General features: G+C 64.2%; 17 protein-coding genes. 8 read left to right on the top strand and 9 right to left on the bottom strand.

What is annotated here, in order from left to right:
• The first annotated feature begins 328 nt into the window (after positions 1-328).
• On the top strand, positions 329-1,816 hold the full coding sequence (locus RQH62_RS17165) for a lipopolysaccharide biosynthesis protein (protein WP_311269945.1): 1,488 nt from the start codon (positions 329-331) through the stop codon (positions 1,814-1,816).
• Positions 1,817-1,959: 143 nt separating this feature from the next.
• On the opposite strand, the gene RQH62_RS17170 is transcribed toward RQH62_RS17165, so the two are convergent.
• Positions 1,960-2,385, bottom strand: coding sequence for a CBS domain-containing protein (locus tag RQH62_RS17170; RefSeq protein ID WP_311269946.1), 426 nt, complete (start codon positions 2,383-2,385; stop codon positions 1,960-1,962).
• Between the two features lie 72 nt (positions 2,386-2,457).
• On the opposite strand from RQH62_RS17170, the gene RQH62_RS17175 reads away from it, so the two are divergent.
• On the top strand, positions 2,458-2,757 hold the full coding sequence (locus RQH62_RS17175) for a hypothetical protein (protein ID WP_311269947.1): 300 nt from the start codon (positions 2,458-2,460) through the stop codon (positions 2,755-2,757).
• Positions 2,758-2,761: 4 nt separating this feature from the next.
• Positions 2,762-3,142 (top strand): hotdog domain-containing protein, encoded by a 381-nt coding sequence (locus tag RQH62_RS17180; protein WP_311270050.1) that lies wholly within the window; start codon positions 2,762-2,764, stop codon positions 3,140-3,142.
• A 128-nt stretch (positions 3,143-3,270) separates the two neighbouring features.
• On the opposite strand, the gene RQH62_RS17185 is transcribed toward RQH62_RS17180, so the two are convergent.
• The 6 genes from RQH62_RS17185 to hisS all read right to left on the bottom strand — a co-directional run bounded on the left by RQH62_RS17185 (position 3,271) and on the right by hisS (position 10,968).
• A complete protein-coding gene (locus RQH62_RS17185; RefSeq protein WP_311269948.1) occupies positions 3,271-4,827 on the bottom strand; it encodes a hypothetical protein in 1,557 nt (518 codons plus the stop codon).
• 16 nt (positions 4,828-4,843) lie between these two features.
• On the bottom strand, positions 4,844-6,265 hold the full coding sequence (locus tag RQH62_RS17190) for a DUF4139 domain-containing protein (RefSeq protein WP_311269949.1): 1,422 nt from the start codon (positions 6,263-6,265) through the stop codon (positions 4,844-4,846).
• A gap of 147 nt (positions 6,266-6,412) precedes the next feature.
• Complete coding sequence (locus RQH62_RS17195; protein ID WP_311269950.1) at positions 6,413-7,309, bottom strand: DUF4167 domain-containing protein; 897 nt, start codon at positions 7,307-7,309, stop codon at positions 6,413-6,415.
• Positions 7,310-7,619: 310 nt separating this feature from the next.
• Entirely contained in the window at positions 7,620-8,444 is an 825-nt protein-coding gene (prmC, locus tag RQH62_RS17200; protein ID WP_311269951.1) for a peptide chain release factor N(5)-glutamine methyltransferase, read from the bottom strand.
• A gap of 92 nt (positions 8,445-8,536) precedes the next feature.
• Positions 8,537-9,631 (bottom strand): peptide chain release factor 1, encoded by a 1,095-nt coding sequence (gene prfA, locus RQH62_RS17205; protein ID WP_311269952.1) that lies wholly within the window; start codon positions 9,629-9,631, stop codon positions 8,537-8,539.
• On the bottom strand, positions 9,631-10,968 hold the full coding sequence (hisS, locus tag RQH62_RS17210) for a histidine--tRNA ligase (protein ID WP_311269953.1): 1,338 nt from the start codon (positions 10,966-10,968) through the stop codon (positions 9,631-9,633). The genes prfA and hisS overlap by 1 nt, the downstream gene beginning before the upstream one ends.
• Positions 10,969-11,110: 142 nt before the next feature.
• On the opposite strand from hisS, the gene RQH62_RS17215 reads away from it, so the two are divergent.
• Entirely contained in the window at positions 11,111-13,030 is a 1,920-nt protein-coding gene (locus RQH62_RS17215) for a peptidase M61 (protein ID WP_311269954.1), read from the top strand.
• A 37-nt stretch (positions 13,031-13,067) separates the two neighbouring features.
• Positions 13,068-13,610: an inorganic diphosphatase gene (gene ppa, locus RQH62_RS17220; protein WP_311269955.1), complete on the top strand. Its 543-nt coding sequence runs from the start codon at positions 13,068-13,070 to the stop codon at positions 13,608-13,610.
• A 171-nt stretch (positions 13,611-13,781) separates the two neighbouring features.
• Here ppa and RQH62_RS17225 read toward each other — a convergent pair whose 3' ends face one another.
• Positions 13,782-15,248: a PLP-dependent aminotransferase family protein gene (locus RQH62_RS17225; protein WP_311269956.1), complete on the bottom strand. Its 1,467-nt coding sequence runs from the start codon at positions 15,246-15,248 to the stop codon at positions 13,782-13,784.
• A gap of 90 nt (positions 15,249-15,338) precedes the next feature.
• On the opposite strand from RQH62_RS17225, the gene RQH62_RS17230 reads away from it, so the two are divergent.
• On the top strand, positions 15,339-15,950 hold the full coding sequence (locus RQH62_RS17230; protein WP_405053566.1) for a YitT family protein: 612 nt from the start codon (positions 15,339-15,341) through the stop codon (positions 15,948-15,950).
• 139 nt (positions 15,951-16,089) lie between these two features.
• A complete protein-coding gene (locus tag RQH62_RS17235; RefSeq protein WP_311269957.1) occupies positions 16,090-17,271 on the top strand; it encodes a hypothetical protein in 1,182 nt (393 codons plus the stop codon).
• Positions 17,272-17,275: 4 nt separating this feature from the next.
• Here the strand turns inward: RQH62_RS17235 and RQH62_RS17240 are convergent, their stop codons facing one another.
• On the bottom strand, positions 17,276-17,770 hold the full coding sequence (locus RQH62_RS17240) for a hypothetical protein (RefSeq protein ID WP_311269958.1): 495 nt from the start codon (positions 17,768-17,770) through the stop codon (positions 17,276-17,278).
• A gap of 86 nt (positions 17,771-17,856) precedes the next feature.
• On the opposite strand from RQH62_RS17240, the gene gyrB reads away from it, so the two are divergent.
• Positions 17,857-20,358 (top strand): DNA topoisomerase (ATP-hydrolyzing) subunit B, encoded by a 2,502-nt coding sequence (gene gyrB, locus RQH62_RS17245; RefSeq protein WP_311269959.1) that lies wholly within the window; start codon positions 17,857-17,859, stop codon positions 20,356-20,358.
• Position 20,359 lies beyond the last annotated feature (1 nt).

Consider the following 20,359-nt stretch of genomic DNA (forward strand, 5'->3'; position numbering starts at 1 on the left):
GCTTTTACGATGTCCGTGATGCCTAGAAGCCACCACAACACCGAGCCGCCGCCCACATGTCCCTTCATCTAACCGACAATGTCAAAGAACCGACAACCTTAGCGGGACAGCCATCCTTCCCTGAAAACCTTTCCAGGGGAGTGCGTCCCGATCATGTTGGCGACCGTTCCGAACGCTCCCTGTTGGCAGCGCCCCGTCCGGTGAAAAGCCCTCTAGGCGGGTCCGGCTGACCCGTCAAACCCTTTTTGCAATTTTATTTCAGAAATTTTTGGGGGTTGGGCGTTAGAAGCCGAGTCACCGGTGAACGAATGACGGGAAGATCGACGGAATGACATTGCAAGATGCCGACGCGAATGACGCGGGTTTCGGCGCACGCATCAGGAGTGCCATCTTCTGGCGATCGGGTAGCCAGATCCTGTCGCAGATGATGAGCTGGGTCGTGACGCTGGCCGTCATCCGCCTGCTCGATCCTGCCGATTATGGCCTGTTCGCCATGACTCAGGTGATATTGAACTTCGCCACTTTCCTGAACGGCTATGGCCTGGTGAGCGCGCTGGTCCAGTCGGACAAGGTCGAACCACACCGATTGCGGCAGGCCTTTACCATCATGCTATTGCTCAATGGCGCGCTGGCCCTGCTGCAACTTGCCATCGCGCCGCTGGCGGCCGATTATTATGCCCAGCCGATGGTCGCCGACCTGCTGCGGGTACAGGCCCTGCTCTATCTGTCCACGCCCTTCATTTCCGTGCCCGAAGCGATCATGGGCCGGGCGCTGGATTTCAAGCGGCCCGCGCTGGTCAACCTGATCGCCGCGATCGCGTCGGCCGCCATGGCGCTGACCGGCGCACTGTCGGGATGGGGGGTATGGACGCTGGTCTGGGCACCGATCGCCGGTTTCTGGGTGAAAGCCATCGGCTATGTCATCGCCACCGGATTCAAGCCCGTTCCCAGTTTCGATTTTCGCGGCACCGGCGCGATGGTTGCCTATGGCGCATCGCTGCTGGGGGGCCAACTGTTCTGGATCGTCCAGAGCCAGGCCGACATCTTCATCGGCGGCCGCATGCTGGAGCCGCATGCGCTGGGCCTTTATGCCGAGGCGCTGTTCCTGACCCAGATTTTCGTCAGCAAATTCGTGCCGCCGCTCAACGACGTCGCTTTCCCCGCTTATGCGCGGATGCAGAAGGATGTGAGTCGTGTGGCCTGGTCCTTCTGCAAGGCGGTGAAGCTGCTGCTGCTGCTGACCTGTCCCATTTACCTCGGCATGGCGGTGACGGCCGAGCCGCTGGTCGAAACATTGTTCGGGCAGAAATGGCTGGAAATGGCGCCGTTCGTCTCAATTCTTGCGCTCGCCATGCCGTTCATGACGTTGCAGGTCATGTTCGCGCCGGTCAGCAATGCGCTGGGCCGGCCCGGTACCACGGCGCGGGTAGCGGCGGTGGGCGCGGTGCTGATGCCCCTCGCCTTCCTGATCGGCATCCGGTTCGGGGCGATCGGGCTGGCCTGGGCCTGGCTGGCGGCTTTCCCGGTTCTGACGGCCGTGACCGCGCGGCTGGCCGGCGGCCCCATGGGATTGCGATTCGCCGACCTGATTCGCGCGGCGGCGCCAGGACTGGGCTGCGCCGTGCTGATGGCGGGCGTGGTGATGGCGATCGACCGGCTGTTGCCGCCGCTGGTTGCGCCGGTGCGGCTCGCCCTGCTGGTGCCGGCGGGCGGACTGGCCTTCCTTGCCGCGCTGATGCTGTGCGCGCGCGGCACAGTGATGGAACTGGTAGCACTGGTCATTCGCCGCGCGCCGCCGGTGCAGGCGCCCGCATAAAGCATTTTCTAAGCAGGTGGAATCACCTGCTGTCTCGGAGCCGTAAGGCCAGCGCAGCTAAAATGCGGTAAACCAAAAACTTAGAGCAGCCGAGCCGATGCAGTCGGATCGAAAGCTGCTCTAAGAGCGGACGCCCTGCCCTTTCACGCCGTCTGGATATAATCGCGCAGTGAGGCCGCTTCCGATTCGATGCTGTCGATGCGATATTTGACGAGATCGCCGATCGAGATCATGCCGACCAGCGCGCCATCGACCACCACCGGCAGATGCCGGATGCGCCGCTTGGTCATCAGCGACAGGCCATGGATGACCGGCGTATCGTCGGCGATGGTGATGGCCGGCGCGGTCATGACTTCGCCCACGCTGTGGTCGAGCGCCGCCGCCCCGTCTTGCGCGACCCGATAGACAAGATCGCGTTCGGAGAAGATGCCGACCACCTGGCCATTGTCGACCACCGGCACGCAGCCGATTCGCCGCTCCGACAGCAATTGCACGACGGATTGCACGCTATCGTCCGGATGCACGCTGATGACGTCGCTCTTGCCCTGCAAAATCGCTGCAATGGTCATGACCACTCTCCTTGTCCGAGACATTTCCCATGGGCGCTTGATGATCCCACTTTCGTCGCGCAAAATAAAGCGATGACACGCAAACAGGCCCTGGATGATCCACAAATTGCCGCGACCGCCTGGGCACGGTTCCGGCGCATCATGGCATGGATGGCTCTGGGCGGTGCGGTGTGCGTCGGGATCGCCCTGGTCTTTCTGCACCTCCGGTCGGGCGAACTGCCGATTCACATGGTGATCGCAACCATTTTGGGGGTATGGCTGACCTTCATGCTGGGTACCGGACTGATGGCGTTGACCTTCCTGTCGAGCGGGACCGGGCATGACGAACAGGTGATGGACCGGCTGAAGGACGAGGTACCGCTTGACGACTGAGACAGTGACAGACGAGCCGCGGGGTGAGGTCGTGTTGCGGCTGGTGCCGCATCTGACCGACATCAACGCCAATGGTCATATTTTCGGCGGCTGGGTGCTGAGCCAGATGGACATTGCCGGCGGCATCGTCGCATCGCGAATCGCCCAGGGCGCGGTGGCGACCGTGGCAATCGAGAGCATGACCTTCATCACGCCAATCCTGCTGGGCGATGTCGTGTCGGTTTATGCCAAGGAGGAAAGGCGGGGCCGGACGTCGGTGGCGATCCGCATCGACGTAGTGGCAACGCGTGGTATCGCCATGGAACAGGTGATGCTGACCAGCGGCGTCTACACCTTCGTCGCGCTGGACAAGCAGCACCGGCCACGCCCCTTGCCTGTGATCTGACTGCCCGGCCAGATTAACGTCAAGCTTTCCACTAACGCCGTTCGTTTCGAGCGTGTCGAGAAACGGGAAGCATTGTCCTAGCGGCTTCTCGGCTTCGCTCGCAGCGAACGAATCTTGGATTATTTTCCCTACTGCCGCAGTGCTTCGCGGTAGGACCAGTCGATCCCGTCGTTGGCGGGTATCGTCATGCGCCAGATCCAGTCGTTGCCGCGCCGTTCCATATTGGTCGGGCGCGGACTGATGTCGTGGGGGATGGTGACTTCTGCTTCGACCGGGAAGGGACGGGCGTTGCTGAGCGTCAGGGTCCAGTCGCGATTCTTGCGGGTCTGCGCTGTCTGGCGGACGAGGATGCGGACGTCAGGGCTGGCGGCCAGATCATAGTCGACCCGTTCCCCCTCCGCCTTGTCGCCGACATCCGCCTCGCCCACGAGCAGGCGCATATCCGCAATCTGCTCGAACACCGCGACCTGGCCCGATGGCATGGCGAGGCCAAGCCCGTCTTCCTTGCGATTCTGGACACGCAGCCGCAGCGTCATGGGGATCGCCCCGTTGGTCGCGCCAAAGATATTGGCGACGTAGAGCCGCTCCACCTTCACGCCCGGCTGGCGCAGCAGCGCGACCTGCTTCTGCGCCTTGGCCGTGACATCGACGGTGACGGGCACGCGATAGAGTTTGAGGTCGCCGACATCCTCGGGAGGCGGGGGGGGTGGGGGAGGAGGCGGGGGCGGCGGGGCCATGACCGGCGCTGGCGCGAACAGGCGGTTCGTGCGGCGTTGGGCCGTCACCATGATGTCCTGTGCACCTTCCATCATCATCGGTTCGGTCAGCTGGATCGGGAATAATTCCCACGCCGGATGGGTGCTGGTGATGTCCATCGGCCAGCATTGCAGGCGCAGCGGGCCGCCGGTCGGGCGGGGCTGCATAGCGCGGTGCTGCTTGTTGGGCTGGCCGGCGATGACGTTCAACTGCGCATCGGCAAAGCCGGTGACGCCGCCATTGGCGACCGTCAGCCAGGCCATCAGGTCGAGCGTGCGGCCATCATCCTTCATGTCGGCAACATAGTTGGCAGCCCAATCGAACCCCTCGGCCAGATAGGTGAGTTCCAGGCTGGCGCGGGTGGGCCGGTCGCTGGTCGCAATCACCGACAAGGTCGGGCGCGGCGACAGGTCGGCGGGCGCGCGGGGATAGAGCATGCGTTCGGGCAGGCCGCTACACCCCAATGCCTCATAGCCCTGTGCCGTCTGGACGATGACGCCGCCCATCGGCCCGGCGCTGATGATCGCGTCCTGTTCCGTCACCTTACCGGTCTTGCGATCGGTGCGGCGCAGCGTGACGCTGCGCTTGAGATAGGCGTCGACCAGTCCGGCGGGCGAGAGGAGGCGGGCGTCGCGATTCTTTTCGCGCACGCCCCGCGGCATGCCGGCAAGAATCGCGGTTTCGGGCATCAGTCCTTCGGCAACGCCCTCAAACCGGATCGTCGATTCGCCCTGTGGCAGATCGACTTCGCGGATTTCGGTGATGAGGGCATAGCCGCCCGGCCAGTTGCGGTCGATCGCACCTTTCGCCCGGCCGGGGGCGCGATAGACGGTGACGGATACCGAATCGGCGCGCGGGGAGATGATCGTGCCGGCCTGAACCGGCAGCGCGATCGCCCAGAACAGGAAAAGGAGCAGGAGTCGCGACACGCGGGCGCCGCTCCGGTCAGTAGCGCGAATCGAAGGTGACGCTGAGATCGACCGTGCCGTTGGCGGGCACCGGGACACTCCATTCCATCCGGTCGGCCGAGATGCGTTTGCCCTCCAGACTTTGCCCCCCCAGACTCTGGGCGGTGACGCGGGTGTCGCCCCATAGCCCTTGTTGCGCCAGGTCGATCGTCACCGCTTCGGGCCGGGCGTTGGTCAGTGTGTAGCGCATCTTGGTTTCCCAGCGGCTGCCGCCCTTTTTCGTGCGCTGTTCCACGGTCGGGCGGACCTTGACGTCGAAGGCTTCGCCCGTGCGCAGCGCCATGGACGACCCCATCGGCGTATGGTCGATGCTGTTTTCGCCGATGAATTGCGGATTGCCGCGCGCGTCGCGCATATAGACGCGGATCGTGCCGGCGGGCAGTTGGTCGCCCAGGCCCCCGTCCTTCGACGTCGAGAATTTGAGGACGCTCGACGCGCTCATCGGTTCGGCCGAACTGCCGAGCCAGCCATTGACATATTCATAGGTCGCGCGGGCCGGGGCGCCCTTAACATCGAAAAAACTGACCTGCTTCTGCTGGGCGTTGGCGATCGTGGTGCGGGCGGCCAGCGGGTAGAGATAATAATCGCCCAGCCGCTCGCGTGGACCGCTTTCGGTGCCGGCCTGATCCATGGCACCGCTCGATCCCTGCCACCAGTTGGTGCGGCCGCCGCCATTGGCGGGGTTGCCCGCCACCAGGATGGTCTTCGCATTGGTGAAGGTCGTGCCCGTATTGTTGGTGAGCGTGACCCAGCCCTGCATGTCCATCGCCCCCTTCGCCGCGTCGAACAGCGCGACATAGTCAGCGGTCCAGCCGAGATTCGGGGTGAGGTAGGAGAGGCGGGCGGGCACCGTGCCGGCGCGATCCGCCTGCACCGTGACCGACAGGGTCGGGCGGGCGCGCAGATTGGAGGGCACCCGGTCGAACACCACGCGCACCGGCAGGCCATCGTCGCGCAGCACCTCTATGCGGGTGCCGATTTGCAGCACGATGCCGCCATTGGCTGCCAGCACCTTGGCGCGTTCCCGCGTTTCCGCGCCGGTCGCCGGATTGGTGCGCACCAAAGTCACTTCCTGCCCGACCGCCTTGTCCATCAGCTTGTCGGGAGAAAGGAGGTCATAGTCGAAATTCTGTTCGACGATGGCGAGGCCGGGGCCGGACAGATTGACCGTTTCGGGGCGGATGCGGGCGGATACGTCGGGAAATTCGATGCGGTTGCGGCCGGCGGTCATGGCCAATTGCCGATCATCCTGCACCAGCGACTGGCCGCCATTATAGATGGTGACGGCGACATCACCCTGTGCCGTGGCTCCGGTAGGATCTGCCGCATTCTGGCCTTGAGCCAAAGCGGAGGCGGGGAGGGCGGTCAGCAGCAGGGACAGCAGGTGCGCGGCTTTCATCGGCAACTCTCCAGATATGTGAAGACCTTGTGCCGGATTGCGAGCGACTTGCAAAGCAGAGTTGTCGCGCGCGCCTGAAAAGATGCGGACATGAAAAAGGGGACGGCGCGTGGTGGCGCCGTCCCCTGATTTCGTCCCGTGGGCCGCTTATTCGGCGGCTTCGGTCGCCGCGCGAGGGCGGCGGGTGCGCTTCTTGGGGGCGTCCTCGGCCGGTTCGGCGTCATTGTCGGCACGGGCGATCGAGGGCGGCAGAACGGCGAGGTCCAGCCCTTCATTGCCCTCTTCAGCCGCAGCCTTGCGCGGGCGACCGCGACGGGCGCGGGGCGCTTCGGCCTCGCCGGCTTCCGGTTCGACAGCGGTCACCGGCTGCGCTTCGGGCTTGGCCTCGGCGCGGGGGCGAAGCTGCGGCTTGGGCTTGGCTACAGGTTGCGGTGCGTCGAGCGCGGGATTGCCCGCCGGACCTTCCACACCCAGTTCCTGCTGCGGCGCAGCGCCGTCCGCACTGAAGCGGTCGCGACGGGGACGATCGCGGCGGTCGGTGTTCCGCGGAGCCCGACCTTCACGATTGTCGCGCTGATCACGGCCATCGCGACTGTCTTCCTGGCGATCAGAACGATCGCGCGGGGCGCGATCATATTGGCCCTGTTCGCGCGGCGTGCGGTCGTACTGCGGCTGCGCGTCGGTGCGGAAATCGTCATTGCCGTCAAAGCCGGTGTCGAAATCGTCACCATCCTCGTCGAAATTATTCTCGTCGCGGGGCCGGAAGCGCTGCTGCTGCTCCTCCTGACGGGCGCGGTTGTCGGCGAGCACGCGGAAATAATGATCGGCAAATTGCAGATAATATTCGGCGTTGACCCGGTCGCCCGCCATCTGGGCATCGCGCGCCATATTCTTGTATTTCTCAAGAAGCTGGGTCGCGTTGCCGCGTGCGCGGTTGTCGATGCGGTTACCGTTGTCGCCACCGCCCCGATTGTTGCCGTTGGGACGTCCGTTGTTATTGTTCCGGCCGCGATTGCGGCGGCCGGCCTGCCGGTTGTTGATCAAGACATGATCCTTGCGTTCGCTATGACAAAATTCACTGAAAACACTGTTCAGTCGCCATCCCCAAGCACAGCCTGCTCTTCAGGCCGTATACGGCTCCGCCAGGCATGATCCTTCGGATCATTCCCCCAGCTGCCACCGGCGCCTGCGCAGCGAGCGCCGTCATGACTATAAGGAGCTAGGAAAACGGCCTTTTCTATCAACGATCTAAACGATCATGTCACAAGATAGAGCCGTTCCTGAAGTCGGTGTAATGGCTTTCCACCGAGAAACCAAGCAATTTTCGCTTGTCCGATGGTAAATCAACCCTTGTTCAGGCGGGATGGGTAGCGATGAGACAGCGATCATGCCCTGCCAGATCATGCCGGACGGCGACGACCAGCCCCTGTTCGCGCAGCAGGACGGAGACGCTGTCCTTCTGGTCGTAGCCGATTTCGATCGCGGCAATGCCGTCCGGCACGATCAGGCGGGGCAGGTCGGGCGCGATGCGGCGATAATCGTCCAAGCCATCGGCGCCGGCGAACAACGCACTGGCCGGTTCGCGCAGCACATCGCCGGACAAAGCGAAGTCCGCGACGATATAGGGCGGATTGATGAGCAGCAGGTCGAACGGGCCATCCACATCCTGCGCCCAGTCGCCGAGACGGAAATCAGCGCGGTCGCCCAGCCCAAGCCGGTCGGCATTGCCCTGTGCTACGGCGAGGGCAGGGGGAGAGGCGTCGATGCCCAGCCCGCGCGCCTGCGGCCATTGCGCCAGTGCCGCCAGCAACAGTGCGCCGGAACCGGTGCCGAGGTCGAGGATGGTCGCGGGCGCGCGGCCGGTGAAGTGATCGACCGCCGCCTCAATCAGAGTCTCGCTGTCCGGGCGGGGAATCAGCGTGTCGGGCGTGACGGCAAGGCTGATCGTCCAGAAATCACGCATGCCGGTGATATGAGCGATCGGCTCGCCCGCCAGCCGCCGGGAGAGCAAAGCAGGGAATGTTTCGGGCACGGTCAGGTCGCGCTGGCGCAACAGCATGTCGCCACGCGACAGGCCGAGCGCATGGGCCATCAGCAGTTCGGCGTCGAGCCGCGCGGTGTCGCTTGCGACAGCGAGTTGGACAGTTGCAGCGCGCAGGGATTCGGGGATGGTGGTCATGCCTTGATCCTCAGATGCTCGGTTGAGGCCGCAGGCTCGCTCCGCTCGCCACCCACCCCAACCCCTCCCTTGAAAGGGAGGGGCTAAATCTGTCACCCCACCCCGTCCAGCTGGGCCAGCCGCGCGGCTTCATCCTCCGCGACCAGCGCGTTGATGACGTCGGACAGGCCCGGTCCTTCCAGGATTTCGGGCAGGCGGTGCAGGGTCAGGTTGATGCGGTGATCGGTCACGCGGCCCTGCGGAAAATTATAGGTGCGGATGCGTTCGGAGCGGTCGCCCGATCCCACCATCGCCTTGCGCGCGCCGGCCTGTTCGCTCTGGGTGCGTTCGCGTTCGGCTTCATAGATGCGGGCGCGCAGCACCTGCATCGCCTTCGCCTTGTTCTTGTGCTGCGATCGTTCGTCCTGCTGCGTCACGACGATGCCGCTGGGCAGATGGGTGATGCGCACGGCAGAATCGGTGGTGTTCACATGCTGGCCGCCGGCACCGGACGCGCGGTAGATGTCGATCTTCAGGTCGCTGTCGGCGATCTGGACGTCCACTTCCTCCGGTTCGGGGAGGATGGCGACGGTCGCCGCGCTGGTGTGGATGCGGCCGCCGCTTTCGGTCGCGGGGACGCGCTGGACGCGGTGGACGCCGCTTTCGAATTTCAGCTTGGCGAAGACGCCGGTGCCGTTGACGCTGGCGACGACTTCCTTGAACCCGCCCTGTTCGGACGCATTGGCCGAGAGCAGTTCCATCTTCCAGCCCTGCGTATCGGCATAGCGCTGATACATGCGGAACAGGTCGCCGGCGAACAAAGCCGCTTCGTCGCCGCCGGTGCCGGCGCGGATTTCCAGCATGGCCGGGCGCGCGTCGGCGGAATCGCGGGGCAGCAGTTGCAGCGCCAGCGCCCGTTCGGCGTCGGGCAACTGGCTGCGGATCAGTTGCATTTCCTCCTGTGCCATTTCGCGCATCAGCGGATCGGCGTCGGGATCGTCGCTGCCGCCGGCCATCACATCGAGCGCAGCCAGTTCCTGCCGCAGGCGGCGCACTTCATGCGCGGCGCGGGCGACCGGTTCGATCTCCGCATATTCCTTCGACAGCTTCACGAACGCTTCGGGCGTGAGGTCGGCGCGCGTCATCGCCGCCTGCACCTCGTCCCGGCGCGCCTCTATCTGCGCGATGCGTTCGGCGGATATGTGCATTAGTTGGCGGTCAACGTGATTTCACGTCCCTGAAAGAGGTCCATAGCACCTCCTGTCAGTCGGTATTGCGACATCAACCACCCTACGATGGCGTCCATCTTTTCCATCTGAACTGACCAACCCTGCCGAATTTGCTTCAACCGGATGTTGGCCTTTTCGGATGGCTGTAACATTTGACTATTGATGATCAACGCGAAAACCGGATTGAGTTTCATCGCTTTGTCGAAGCGCTTGCGAACGGAGCCGGTTGCAACAACCTCAGCAGAGATATGGTGACGTCGCATCTGAGCAACCAACCAAGTGGAGAGATCGACAAGCGCATCGTCTTCAAGAACGATGGCAAATTCTGGGCCATAAGACTCAGGTGCCTCCACCAGCATCGCCAGCCGCTCGATCCCCGCCGCCCAGCCGACCGCCGGGGTGGAAGGACCACCCAGATTCTCGATCAGACCATCATAACGGCCGCCGCCCAGCACGGTGCCCTGTGCGCCCAGACGGTCGGTGATGAATTCGAACGCGGTGTGGCGATAATAATCGAGGCCGCGCACCAGCCGGGCGTTGCGTTCCCAAGCCACCCCCGCCGCGTCGAGGCCGCTCGTCACCTTTTCGAAAAAGCTGCGCGCTTCGTCGGTCAGATAGGCGTCGATGTCCGGCGCGCTGTCGGCGACCGGCCGGTCGCGCGGGTCTTTGCTGTCGAGGATGCGCAGCGGGTTCTTGGCGAGCCGTTCGACGCTGTCGTCCGACAGTTGATCCTTATGCGCTTCGAAATGCGCGATCAGCGCGGCGCGCCAGGCATCGCGGCTCGGCCCGTCGCCCAGCGTGTTGAGGTTGAGCGTCACGCCATCGGCCACGCCCAATTCCTTGAGCAACTGGTCGGCCAGCACGAGCAGTTCCACATCCGCGCCCGGCTCACCTGCGCCGAGGATTTCGGCGTCGAGCTGATGAAACTGGCGGAAGCGGCCCTTTTGCGGGCGCTCATAGCGGAACAGCGGCCCGTGGGTCGCGACCTTGAGCGGTGCAAATTGCTGCCAGCCTTCGGTGATATAGGCGCGGCTGATGCCGGCGGTAAATTCGGGGCGCAGGGTGATGGAGTCGCCGCCGCGATCCTCGAACGTGTACATCTCCTTGGAGACGACGTCGGTGCTTTCGCCCAGCGACCGGGCGAAAACGGCGGTGGATTCGAACACCGGCACTTCGACCCGCTGGAAACCGTAGAGTTTGCGCACCCGGTCGAACGTCGCGACCACATGGGCGAACCGCTCCGCAAACGCCTCGGCCGTGCCGCCCAACATGTCCTGTGTGCCGCGTACCGGACGCGGGGTTTCGATCTTCGCCATGGGGCAGCGCCTTTAACGGCAATTCACCCCCTTGGAAACGCGCTTTTTATGGCCGTCCATCAGGGGGTGGACGCCGCCGTCCTCGCTCGCCATGCTAAAGGCATAAGGGCTGTCCGGCCCCGCCAAATTTCTGGAGACCTTCATGATCCGCAGCATCGCTGCCGCGCTTTGCCTTTCCACGGCCATTGCCAGTCCCATTTTCGCGCAGGACGCGATCCGGTCCAGGCCGACCGCGCTGCCCGTCGACAGCGGCGCACCTGCACCAAAGGACATAGCCTATCCCGGCGGCACCATCCGTCTGGAGGTCGATGCGACCGATACCACCCAGCGCATCTTCCGCGTGAAGGAAACCATTCCGGTCGCCGCGGCCGGTCCGTTGACGCTGATGATGCCGGCCTGGCTGCCGGGCAATCATGCGCCGCGCGGGCAGATCGAGAAGCTGACCGGCCTGACCTTCACCGCCAATGGCCAGACCGTCGCGTGGAAACGCGATCCGCTGAACGTCTATGCCTTCACCATCGACGTGCCGCAGGGCGCGACCGAAATCGTCGCGCAGTTCCAGTTCCTGTCCGCGACCCAGCCCAATCAGGGCCGTGTGGTGGTGACGCCCAAGATGCTGAACATCCAATGGGAAAGCGTGTCGCTCTACCCGGCCGGATATTATACAAGGCAGATCCCGATCCAGCCAACGGTCACCTATCCGGCCGGCTGGCAGGCGGCAACCGCGCTGCGCGGGACGAAGAGCGGCAACAGCGTCGCCTATGAGACGATCGATTATGAAGCCTTGCAGGATTCGCCAGTGTTCGCCGGCATCCATTTCAAGGCGGTGGACCTTGGCAGCAATGTGACGCTGAACCTGGTCGCCGACGATGCCGACGAACTGGATTTCAAGCCCGAACAGATCGCCAAACATAAGAAGCTGGTCGCCGAGGCCGGCTCGCTGTTCGGCACCTATCATTTCAATCACTACGACTTCCTGCTGGCCATCACCGACGAGATGGGCGGGATCGGACTGGAGCATCATCGCTCGTCCGAGAATCAGGTCGAGCCGGGCTATTTCAAGAGCTGGGACAAGGGCGAGGCGCTGCTGGACCGCAACCTGTTGCCGCATGAATTCACCCATAGCTGGGACGGCAAGTTCCGCCGCCCCGACCTTTTGTGGACGCCCGATTTCAACGTGCCGATGCAGGATAATCTGCTGTGGGTCTATGAAGGGCAGACGCAATTCTGGGGCTATGTGCTGGGCGCGCGGTCGGGCATGTTCAGCAAGCAGGAAACGCTGGACGCCTATGCCCAGATCGCAGCGAAGCTGGACACGGCGGTCGGTCGGCAGTGGCGCCCGATGGAGGACACCACGCTGGACCCCGTCATTTCCGCCCGCCGGCCCAAGGGCTGGGCCAGCTGGCAGCGATCGGAGGACTATTATAATGAAGGCCTGATGATCTGGCTGGAGGCCGACGCGATCATTGCCAAGGCGACGCGCGGCAAGAAGGGCCTCGATGATTTCGCCAAGGCATTCTTCGGGATCAATCCGGGCGACTGGGGTCAGGTCGTCTATAATCGCGGCGACGTCATCAAGACGCTGAACGACATCGCGCCCTATGACTGGGCCGGCTTCTTCCAGAAATATGTGGATAGCACGACCAGGGAAACGCCCAAGGGCGGCTTCATCCTGGGCGGATACAAGCTGGTCTATGGCGAAGAACCGGGCGCGATCACCAAGGCGGCCGAGGGCGCCAACAAGATGGTCGACCAGAGCTTCGGCATCGGCGCGATCGTCAAGAATGACGGTGAGATCAGCGGCATCATCTGGGACAGCGCGGCGTTCAAGGCCGGTCTGGTGACGGGTGCCAAGATCCTGGCGGTCAATGGCGACGAGTTTTCGGGCGATGTCTGGAAGGCCGCGATCAAGGCCAAGACGCCGATCCAGATCATCCTAAAGCAGGATAAATACTATCGCACTTTGACACTCGATTATTCGGGCGGGCTGCGCTATCCGCGCCTCGAAAAGACAGGAGAGGGTGAAGGCAGCCTCGACAAGCTGCTCAAAGCCAGAACGTGACTCACCCGCAACGCAACATGAAGCAGAAGGCGTTTCCATGAACATCGAACTGATCCCGGTCGGCGACGATCCGCCCAACAGCCTGAACGTCATCATCGAAGTCCCCGTCGGCGGCGAGCCGGTGAAATATGAGTTCGATAAGGCGAGCGGCGCGCTGTTCGTGGACCGCATTCTGCACACGCCGATGCGCTATCCGGCCAATTACGGCTTCGTGCCGCACACGCTGTCGCCCGATGGCGATCCGCTGGACGCGCTGGTCATCGCCCGCTCGCCCTTCGTCCCCGGATCGGTGGTGCGCGCGCGCCCGATCGCCGTGCTGAACCTGGAAGACGAAGCCGGCGGCGACGAAAAGCTGGTCTGCGTGCCCGATAACAAGACCTTCCCTTATTATGCCGATGTCGGCGAGAAGGACGACCTGCCCGGCATCGTGATGGAGCAGATCGAGCATTTCTTCACCCACTATAAGGATCTGGAAAAGACCAAGTGGGTGCGCATCGGTACCTGGGGCGGGGCGGAAGACGCCAAGCAGATCACGCTGGAAGCGATCGAACGCTATAAGGCGAGCAAGGCGGCCGCTTAAAACCGCCTTCTATCGACCATGAAAAGGCCGCGTGGAGCATGTCCACGCGGCCTTTTTCATTCCTTCGTCATGCCAGCGAAGGCTGGCATCTCTTTTTCTTAGTCCCAGCGTTGCGCCGGAAGAAGTGAGATCCCAGCCTTCGCTGGGATGACGGAACGTGGTGCTGTTCCGTTAGATCAGCCGGTCTGCATCCAGCGCCATGGCGAGGGAATCGCGGCCCTTGGGCATCCGGGCGTGGAGGCGGGCGTCGGCCTCGACCAGGCGTTCCACCCCAGCCTCCAGCTGGTCTTCGGGCAGGGTGAAGGGCAGGCGCATGAAGCGTTCGAACGCGCCGCTGACGCCGAAACGCGGCCCGGCGGCGATGCGCACCCCCAGACTTTCGGCCAGCGCAGCGAGCGCCGTCGCCTCCGCGCGCGGCAGTTCGGCCCAGAGCGACAAACCGCCCGCCGGCGATTCGACCCGCCAATGGGGCAGGCGCCGTTCGATAAGGCCCAGCAGATGGTCGCGCCGCGCCCGCAACATGCCGGCCCGTTCGCCCAGCCCCACATCAGCGTCGATCAATTGCGCGACGGCAATCTGCTCCACCACCGGGCTGGCCATGTCCATCGTCGTGCGCAGGCGGCCGAGCGCCGCGACCGTCTGCGGATCGGCGCGAATCCAGCCGACGCGAAGACCGCCCCAGAAAATCTTGCTGGCCGACCCAAGCGTGATGACCTGCCGCCCCGATGGGTCGTGCATGGCGACGGGCGGCGGGGGCGCGAAGTCCAGGCCCATGGCGACCATGGTTTCATCGACGATCAGCGGCGTGTGGTTGCGTATGGCAGCCGCAACCAATGCGCGGCGGGTGGCCGGGTCCATGCTGCGCCCGGTGGGATTGTGGAAATCGGCGATGACATAGGCGAAACGGGGGCTGGTTTGCCGGAAGGCCGCCTCCATCGCGTCGACATCCCAACCCTGAGCGGGCAGGCCGACCGGCACCGGCACGACATGGGCGCGCTGCAACGCCTGAATCGCATTATGATAGGTCGGGTGGTCGATCACCACCCGGTCGCCCGGCCCCGCCAGCCATTTGAGCAGCAGCGAAAAGCCCTGCTGCGCGCCGTTGGTGACCATGATCTGATCGGGATGGGTGGGGCAACCGCGCCGTTCATAATGGGCGGCGATCGCGCGGCGCAGCACGGCTATCCCCAGCGGATCATAACCCAGATCGCCCAGATAGGCCGGCAGCGCCTCGACCGCATGGGCATAGGCGCGGGCGACACCGGGGGCGGCGGGCAGAGCGGCATGGGTCCAGTTGAGCAAATTGCCGCTACCAGCGCTGACGTCGCGTTCGTCCGGCGACATGTCAGCGCTGCCGGCAGGCAGGCGGGTGACGCTCCCCGACCCCTGCCGGCTTTCCAGATAGCCTTCGTCGCGTAGCCGGTCGAACGCCGCCGCAACCGTGGTGCGCGACAGGCCAAGCGCAGCCGCCAGTTCCCGCTCGCCCGGCAGGCGGACGTTAAGACCCACGCGGCCATCGAGCACCAGCATCCGCAGCGCCTGCGCCAGCTGGCGATAGGCCGGCTCTGCGCTGTCCTGCGCGCGCCAGGCGCCAAGCAGGCGAAGGAGAGACGGGGGACGAAGCAGGGAAGTGGACATGGCAGGCGTTCCAGTTTGCCGATCAATCAAGGCCATTTATGCCATATTGGTCCTTTTGGGAAAGGCCAATTTTACGGAATAAGCCTCTTCATGATGCAGCCTATCCTCTTCCGGCGCCTGTTCCAGCTCTTCTGGGGCCTTGCCCTCTACGGCTTTTCCATGGCGCTGATGCTGCACGCCAATCTGGGGCTGTCGCCGTGGGATGTCCTCAATCAGGGCCTTGCCCCGCGCCTTGGCCTCAGCTTTGGCATGACGGTCAACCTGATCGGCGCGATCGTGCTGCTGCTGTGGTGGCCACTGCGCCAGCGCCCCGGTTTCGGCACGGTCGCCAATATCCTGGTGATCGGCACGGTGGTGGACCTGTCGCTGGCGATCCTGCCGACGCCGGAAGGTTATGCGATGCGCGGCCTGTGGCTGATCGCCGGGATCGTGCTGAACGGCATTGCCGGCGGCGCCTATATCGGCGCGGGCATGGGACCGGGGCCGCGCGACGGGCTGATGACCGGCCTGTGCCGTCGCACCGGCTGGCCGGTCAAATGGGTGCGCACCAGTATCGAAATCGGCGTGCTGGCGATCGGCTGGATGCTGGGTGGAACCGTGGGCGTCGGCACTATCCTCTATGCCGCGGCTATCGGCTGGATCGTCCATCACGCCCTGCCTTTCTTCCGCATTGCCCCGGCAGAGCGTCCGGCTCAGGCCTGACGATATGCCCTCTGACCGGCCGACACCCGTCATTGTCGGCCGGTCCTTTTCCTTTTGAAATTCGGCATTTGGCGATTGACCGGGGCAGGCAGACGGGCATGATCCGGTGCGCCCACCCGATCAAGGAGCCTTCCGTCCCATGCGCCCCTTCCTCGCCGCCGCCCTCATCCTGCCGCTGACCGCCGCGTCCGTTCCACCCGCTCTCGCCCCGCTCGCCTTCGAGCAGGTGGCGCCGGCTGGCACGAAGATGCCGCGGTTCAAGGTCGATGCTGCCTGGCCGGCGATGCCCGACGACCTGCTGCTGGGGCAGGTGAGCGGCGTGGCGGTGGGGCCGGACGATTCGGTCTGGGTCGTTCATCGCCCACACAGCCTGACCGCCACCGACACCGGCCTTGCGCAGTCGCCGCCGATCGCAACATGTTGCAAGCCCGCGCCGCCGGTGGTGCGCTTCGGCAAGGATGGCCGCTATCTCGGCGGATGGGGCGGGACGGCAAACGCACCGAGCATCGACGGCGTCAGCCAGTGGCCGAGCAGCCTGCACGGCATTTTCGTGGACAAGGCGGGCAGCGTCTGGTTCGGCGGCAATGGCAAGGGCGACCATGTCGTCCTGAACTACAGCCCCGAAGGCCGCTATATCCGCAGCTTCGGGCGGCGGGAAAAGACCGGCGGCAATGACGCGACCGACCAGCTGGGCAATCCATCCGACGTCAACCATAGCGATGGCATGGTGCTGATGTCGGACGGCTATACCAACCGGCGCGTCATCGGCTTCGACGCGAAGAGCAATGCCTATAAGGGCCGCTGGGGCGCCTATGGCAAGCCGCCCAGCGGGCCGGTGCTGAAAGGCGCGTTCGACCAGAGCCATGCCGTCGACCCCCGCCAGATCGCGGACCCCCAAGCCGCCATTTTCGGCAGCATCGTCCATTGCGTCGTCCCGACCAGCGATGGGTATCTCTATGTCTGCGACCGCAACAACAACCGCGCGCAACTGTTCAGGCGGGAGAAGGATGGCGGTCTGACCTTCGTGCGCGACCTCGCCATCGCGCCGGACACGGGCGGCACCCATACGGTGACCGACATCGCCTTTTCCCCCGATCCAGCGCAGACATACATGTATGTCGCCGACATGATGAACGGGCGCATCTGGATATTGGAGCGCAAAACGCATGAAGTGCTGGGCGCGATCGGCCGGGTCGGGCGGCAGGCGGGGCAATTCACCTGGCTGCACAGCATCGACACCGACAGCGAAGGCAATATCTACGCGACCGAAGTGAATACAGGGCGGCGGGTGCAGAAGCTGGTGTTTACCGGGATCGAATGATCCGTCAGCCCGCGATCGACCGGACATAGGCGCTGGCAATCCAGCCGCTGGAGCAGGGTCCGCTATAGGGCTGTTTGCGATCCACGGGGGAAGTGACGCCGCAATCGACCCCTTCGGCAGGCTCGCCGGGTAAGCGGGCCGGAGGAACGACCACGCCCAGCCATTTCTGGTCGAGGCTGCGGGTACAGATGAAAGCGCGCTGCCCCTCTGCCAGCGATGTCATGGCCTTCGCATCGTCGAAGGGCGCGGCGCGCAGCGGAAGGCCGCCCGATCCGGCGCGCGTCACCTGCCCCAGACCGCCGCATGCATCCATCCGCGATCCATCTTCCCCGATCGTCACCGGTCGCGCGATCGGCGCATCCATGCGGCTTTCGGGCACCTCTTCCCGCGGGGCACCGGCCAGCGAACTGTTGGGCAATTCCTCATAGACGTCGCTGCTGCGCGAGCAGCCGGCAAGGACCAGAAGGGGCAGGATCAGCAGGGCAGGGACGGCACGCATGAAAGCCATGATAGACCGCGCCGGATGCCAGCGAAAGCCGCCATGTTTCGCTTTAGTTTCGTGGGCGCTTTCCCTATATGCTCGGCATGAGCGAAGAACCCGTGAATTCCCCCAACAGCAATGAATATGGCGCCGACAGCATCAAGGTGCTGAAAGGGCTGGATGCGGTCCGCAAGCGGCCGGGCATGTATATCGGCGATACCGACGATGGCAGCGGCCTGCACCATATGGTGTTCGAGGTCAGCGACAATGCGATCGACGAGGCGCTGGCGGGGCATTGCGACCTGATCACCATCACGTTGAACCCCGACGGGTCGGTCAGCGTAGAGGATAATGGCCGTGGCATCCCGACCGGCATCCACAAGGAAGAGGGCGTATCGGCGGCCGAGGTCATCATGACCCAGCTGCACGCGGGCGGTAAGTTCGAAAATACCAGCGACGACAATGCCTATAAGGTGTCGGGCGGCCTGCACGGCGTGGGCGTGTCCGTGGTGAACGCCCTGTCCGAATGGCTGGACCTCAATATCTGGCGCGAGGGCGAGGAGCATTGGATGCGCTTCGCCTATGGCGACGCCACCGCGCCGCTCAAGGTCATCGGCAAGGCACCAGAAGGCAAGAAGGGGACGCGCGTCACCTTCCTCGCCTCGACCGAGAAGGCGCCTGGCGACGGTGCGACCTTCAAGAACCATACCGAATATGATTTCGAGAAGCTGGAGCATCGCTATCGCGAGTTGGCGTTCCTCAACAGCGGCGTGCGCCTGTTCCTGGTCGATGCGCGCCATGAGGAGAAGAAGGAAGTCGAGCTTTATTATGAAGGCGGCATCGCGGCCTTCGTGAAATATCTCGACCGCAACAAGAATGCGCTGATGCCCGATCCGATCGCGATCGCCGGCACCCGCGACGACGTGACCATCGACGTCGCGCTGGAGTGGAACGACTCTTATTATGAGAACGTCCTCTGCTTCACCAACAATATCCCGCAGCGTGACGGCGGCACCCACCTCGCCGCCTTCCGCGCGGCGCTGACCCGCACGCTCAACAGCTATGCCGAAAAGTCGGGTGCGCTGAAAAAGGAGAAGGTGTCGCTGACCGGCGAGGATATGCGCGAGGGCCTGACCGCGATCGTCTCGGTCAAGCTGCCCGACCCCAAATTCTCGTCCCAGACCAAGGACAAGCTGGTGTCGTCGGAAGTGCGCCAGCCGCTCGAAAGCCTGATGGCCGACAAGATGGCCGAATGGCTGGAAGAGAATCCCGCGCACGGCAAGATGATCGTGCAGAAGGTGATCGACGCCGCCGCCGCCCGCGAAGCCGCGAAGAAGGCGCGTGAACTGACCCGACGCAAGGGCGCGATGGACATCGCCTCGCTGCCCGGCAAACTGGCCGACTGTCAGGAACGCGATCCTGCCAAGTCCGAACTGTTTCTGGTCGAAGGCGATTCGGCGGGCGGTTCGGCCAAGCAGGGCCGCAACCGCCACAATCAGGCAATCCTGCCGCTGAAGGGCAAGATCCTGAACGTCGAGCGCGCCCGGTTCGACCGGATGCTGTCGTCCAAGGAAGTCGGTACGCTCATTCAGGCGATGGGCACCGGCATCCGTGACGATTTCAATCTGGAAAAGCTGCGCTACCACAAGATCGTCATCATGACCGACGCCGACGTCGACGGCGCGCATATCCGCACGCTGTTGCTGACCTTCTTCTACCGCCAGATGCCGCAGATCATCGAGGGCGGGCATCTCTATATCGCCCAGCCGCCGCTCTATAAGGCGACGCGCGGTCGGTCGGAGGTCTACCTCAAGAATGAAGCGGCGCTGGAGCAATATCTGGTCGACAATGGCGTCGAATCGATGGCGCTGGAAACCGGCAGCGGACCGCGCACCGGCGAAGATCTGCGCAGCCTGATCGAACATGCCCGCCGCATGCGCGCGGTGATGCGCTATGTGCCGCGCCGCTACAATCCCGCCATCATCGAGGCGCTGAGCCTGAATGGCGCACTCGATCCCGAACTGTCGGCGGACGCGCAGGCCGAGCGACTGGCCGCCACGGTGACGTGGATGGGCGCGCAGGATGCCGAAGGGCGCTGGAGCGGGATCGTCGCCGAAGAGGGCGGCTTCCATTTCCAGCGGCTGTGGCGCGGCGTCACCGACCATCATGTGATCGAGGCCGGCTTCGTCGGATCGGCCGAGGCGCGCAAGCTGCACAGCATCGCCGCCGAAGATGCCGGCAGCTATCTGACGCCGAGCCGCCTGATCACGGTCAAGGCGCTGGCGGCCGAAGCCAGCGACGACGACCTGCCCGCCGCACCGGCAAAGGGCGCAGTCGTTACCCGGCCGAGCGAGTTGCTCGACGCGATCCTGACCGCCGGGCGCAAGGGGCTGGCCATCCAGCGCTATAAGGGTCTGGGCGAAATGAATGCGGAACAGCTGTGGGAAACCACGCTGGATCCGGACAATCGCTCCATGCTGCGCGTCGAGGTGGAGCAGGCGGACGTCGCCGACGAAATTTTCACCCGCCTGATGGGCGATGTGGTCGAACCGCGCCGTGAGTTCATTCAGGACAATGCGCTCAACGTCGCCAATCTGGACGTCTGAG

It is taken from the genome of Sphingobium sp. WCS2017Hpa-17, from assembly GCF_031843765.1.
Classification (GTDB): Bacteria; Pseudomonadota; Alphaproteobacteria; order Sphingomonadales; family Sphingomonadaceae; genus Sphingobium.

Coding starts and splice junctions, on each gene's coding strand:
- hisS (WP_311269953.1), bottom strand. CDS start 10,968: ATGGCGAAGATCGAAACCCCGCGTCCGGTACGCGGCACACAGGACATG.
- RQH62_RS17165 (WP_311269945.1), top strand. CDS start 329: ATGACATTGCAAGATGCCGACGCGAATGACGCGGGTTTCGGCGCACGC.
- RQH62_RS17170 (WP_311269946.1), bottom strand. CDS start 2,385: ATGACCATTGCAGCGATTTTGCAGGGCAAGAGCGACGTCATCAGCGTG.
- RQH62_RS17225 (WP_311269956.1), bottom strand. CDS start 15,248: ATGTCCACTTCCCTGCTTCGTCCCCCGTCTCTCCTTCGCCTGCTTGGC.
- RQH62_RS17175 (WP_311269947.1), top strand. CDS start 2,458: ATGACACGCAAACAGGCCCTGGATGATCCACAAATTGCCGCGACCGCC.
- RQH62_RS17215 (WP_311269954.1), top strand. CDS start 11,111: ATGATCCGCAGCATCGCTGCCGCGCTTTGCCTTTCCACGGCCATTGCC.
- gyrB (WP_311269959.1), top strand. CDS start 17,857: ATGAGCGAAGAACCCGTGAATTCCCCCAACAGCAATGAATATGGCGCC.
- prmC (WP_311269951.1), bottom strand. CDS start 8,444: ATGACCACCATCCCCGAATCCCTGCGCGCTGCAACTGTCCAACTCGCT.
- RQH62_RS17230 (WP_405053566.1), top strand. CDS start 15,339: ATGATGCAGCCTATCCTCTTCCGGCGCCTGTTCCAGCTCTTCTGGGGC.
- prfA (WP_311269952.1), bottom strand. CDS start 9,631: ATGCACATATCCGCCGAACGCATCGCGCAGATAGAGGCGCGCCGGGAC.
- RQH62_RS17235 (WP_311269957.1), top strand. CDS start 16,090: ATGCGCCCCTTCCTCGCCGCCGCCCTCATCCTGCCGCTGACCGCCGCG.
- RQH62_RS17240 (WP_311269958.1), bottom strand. CDS start 17,770: ATGCGTGCCGTCCCTGCCCTGCTGATCCTGCCCCTTCTGGTCCTTGCC.
- ppa (WP_311269955.1), top strand. CDS start 13,068: ATGAACATCGAACTGATCCCGGTCGGCGACGATCCGCCCAACAGCCTG.
- RQH62_RS17190 (WP_311269949.1), bottom strand. CDS start 6,265: ATGAAAGCCGCGCACCTGCTGTCCCTGCTGCTGACCGCCCTCCCCGCC.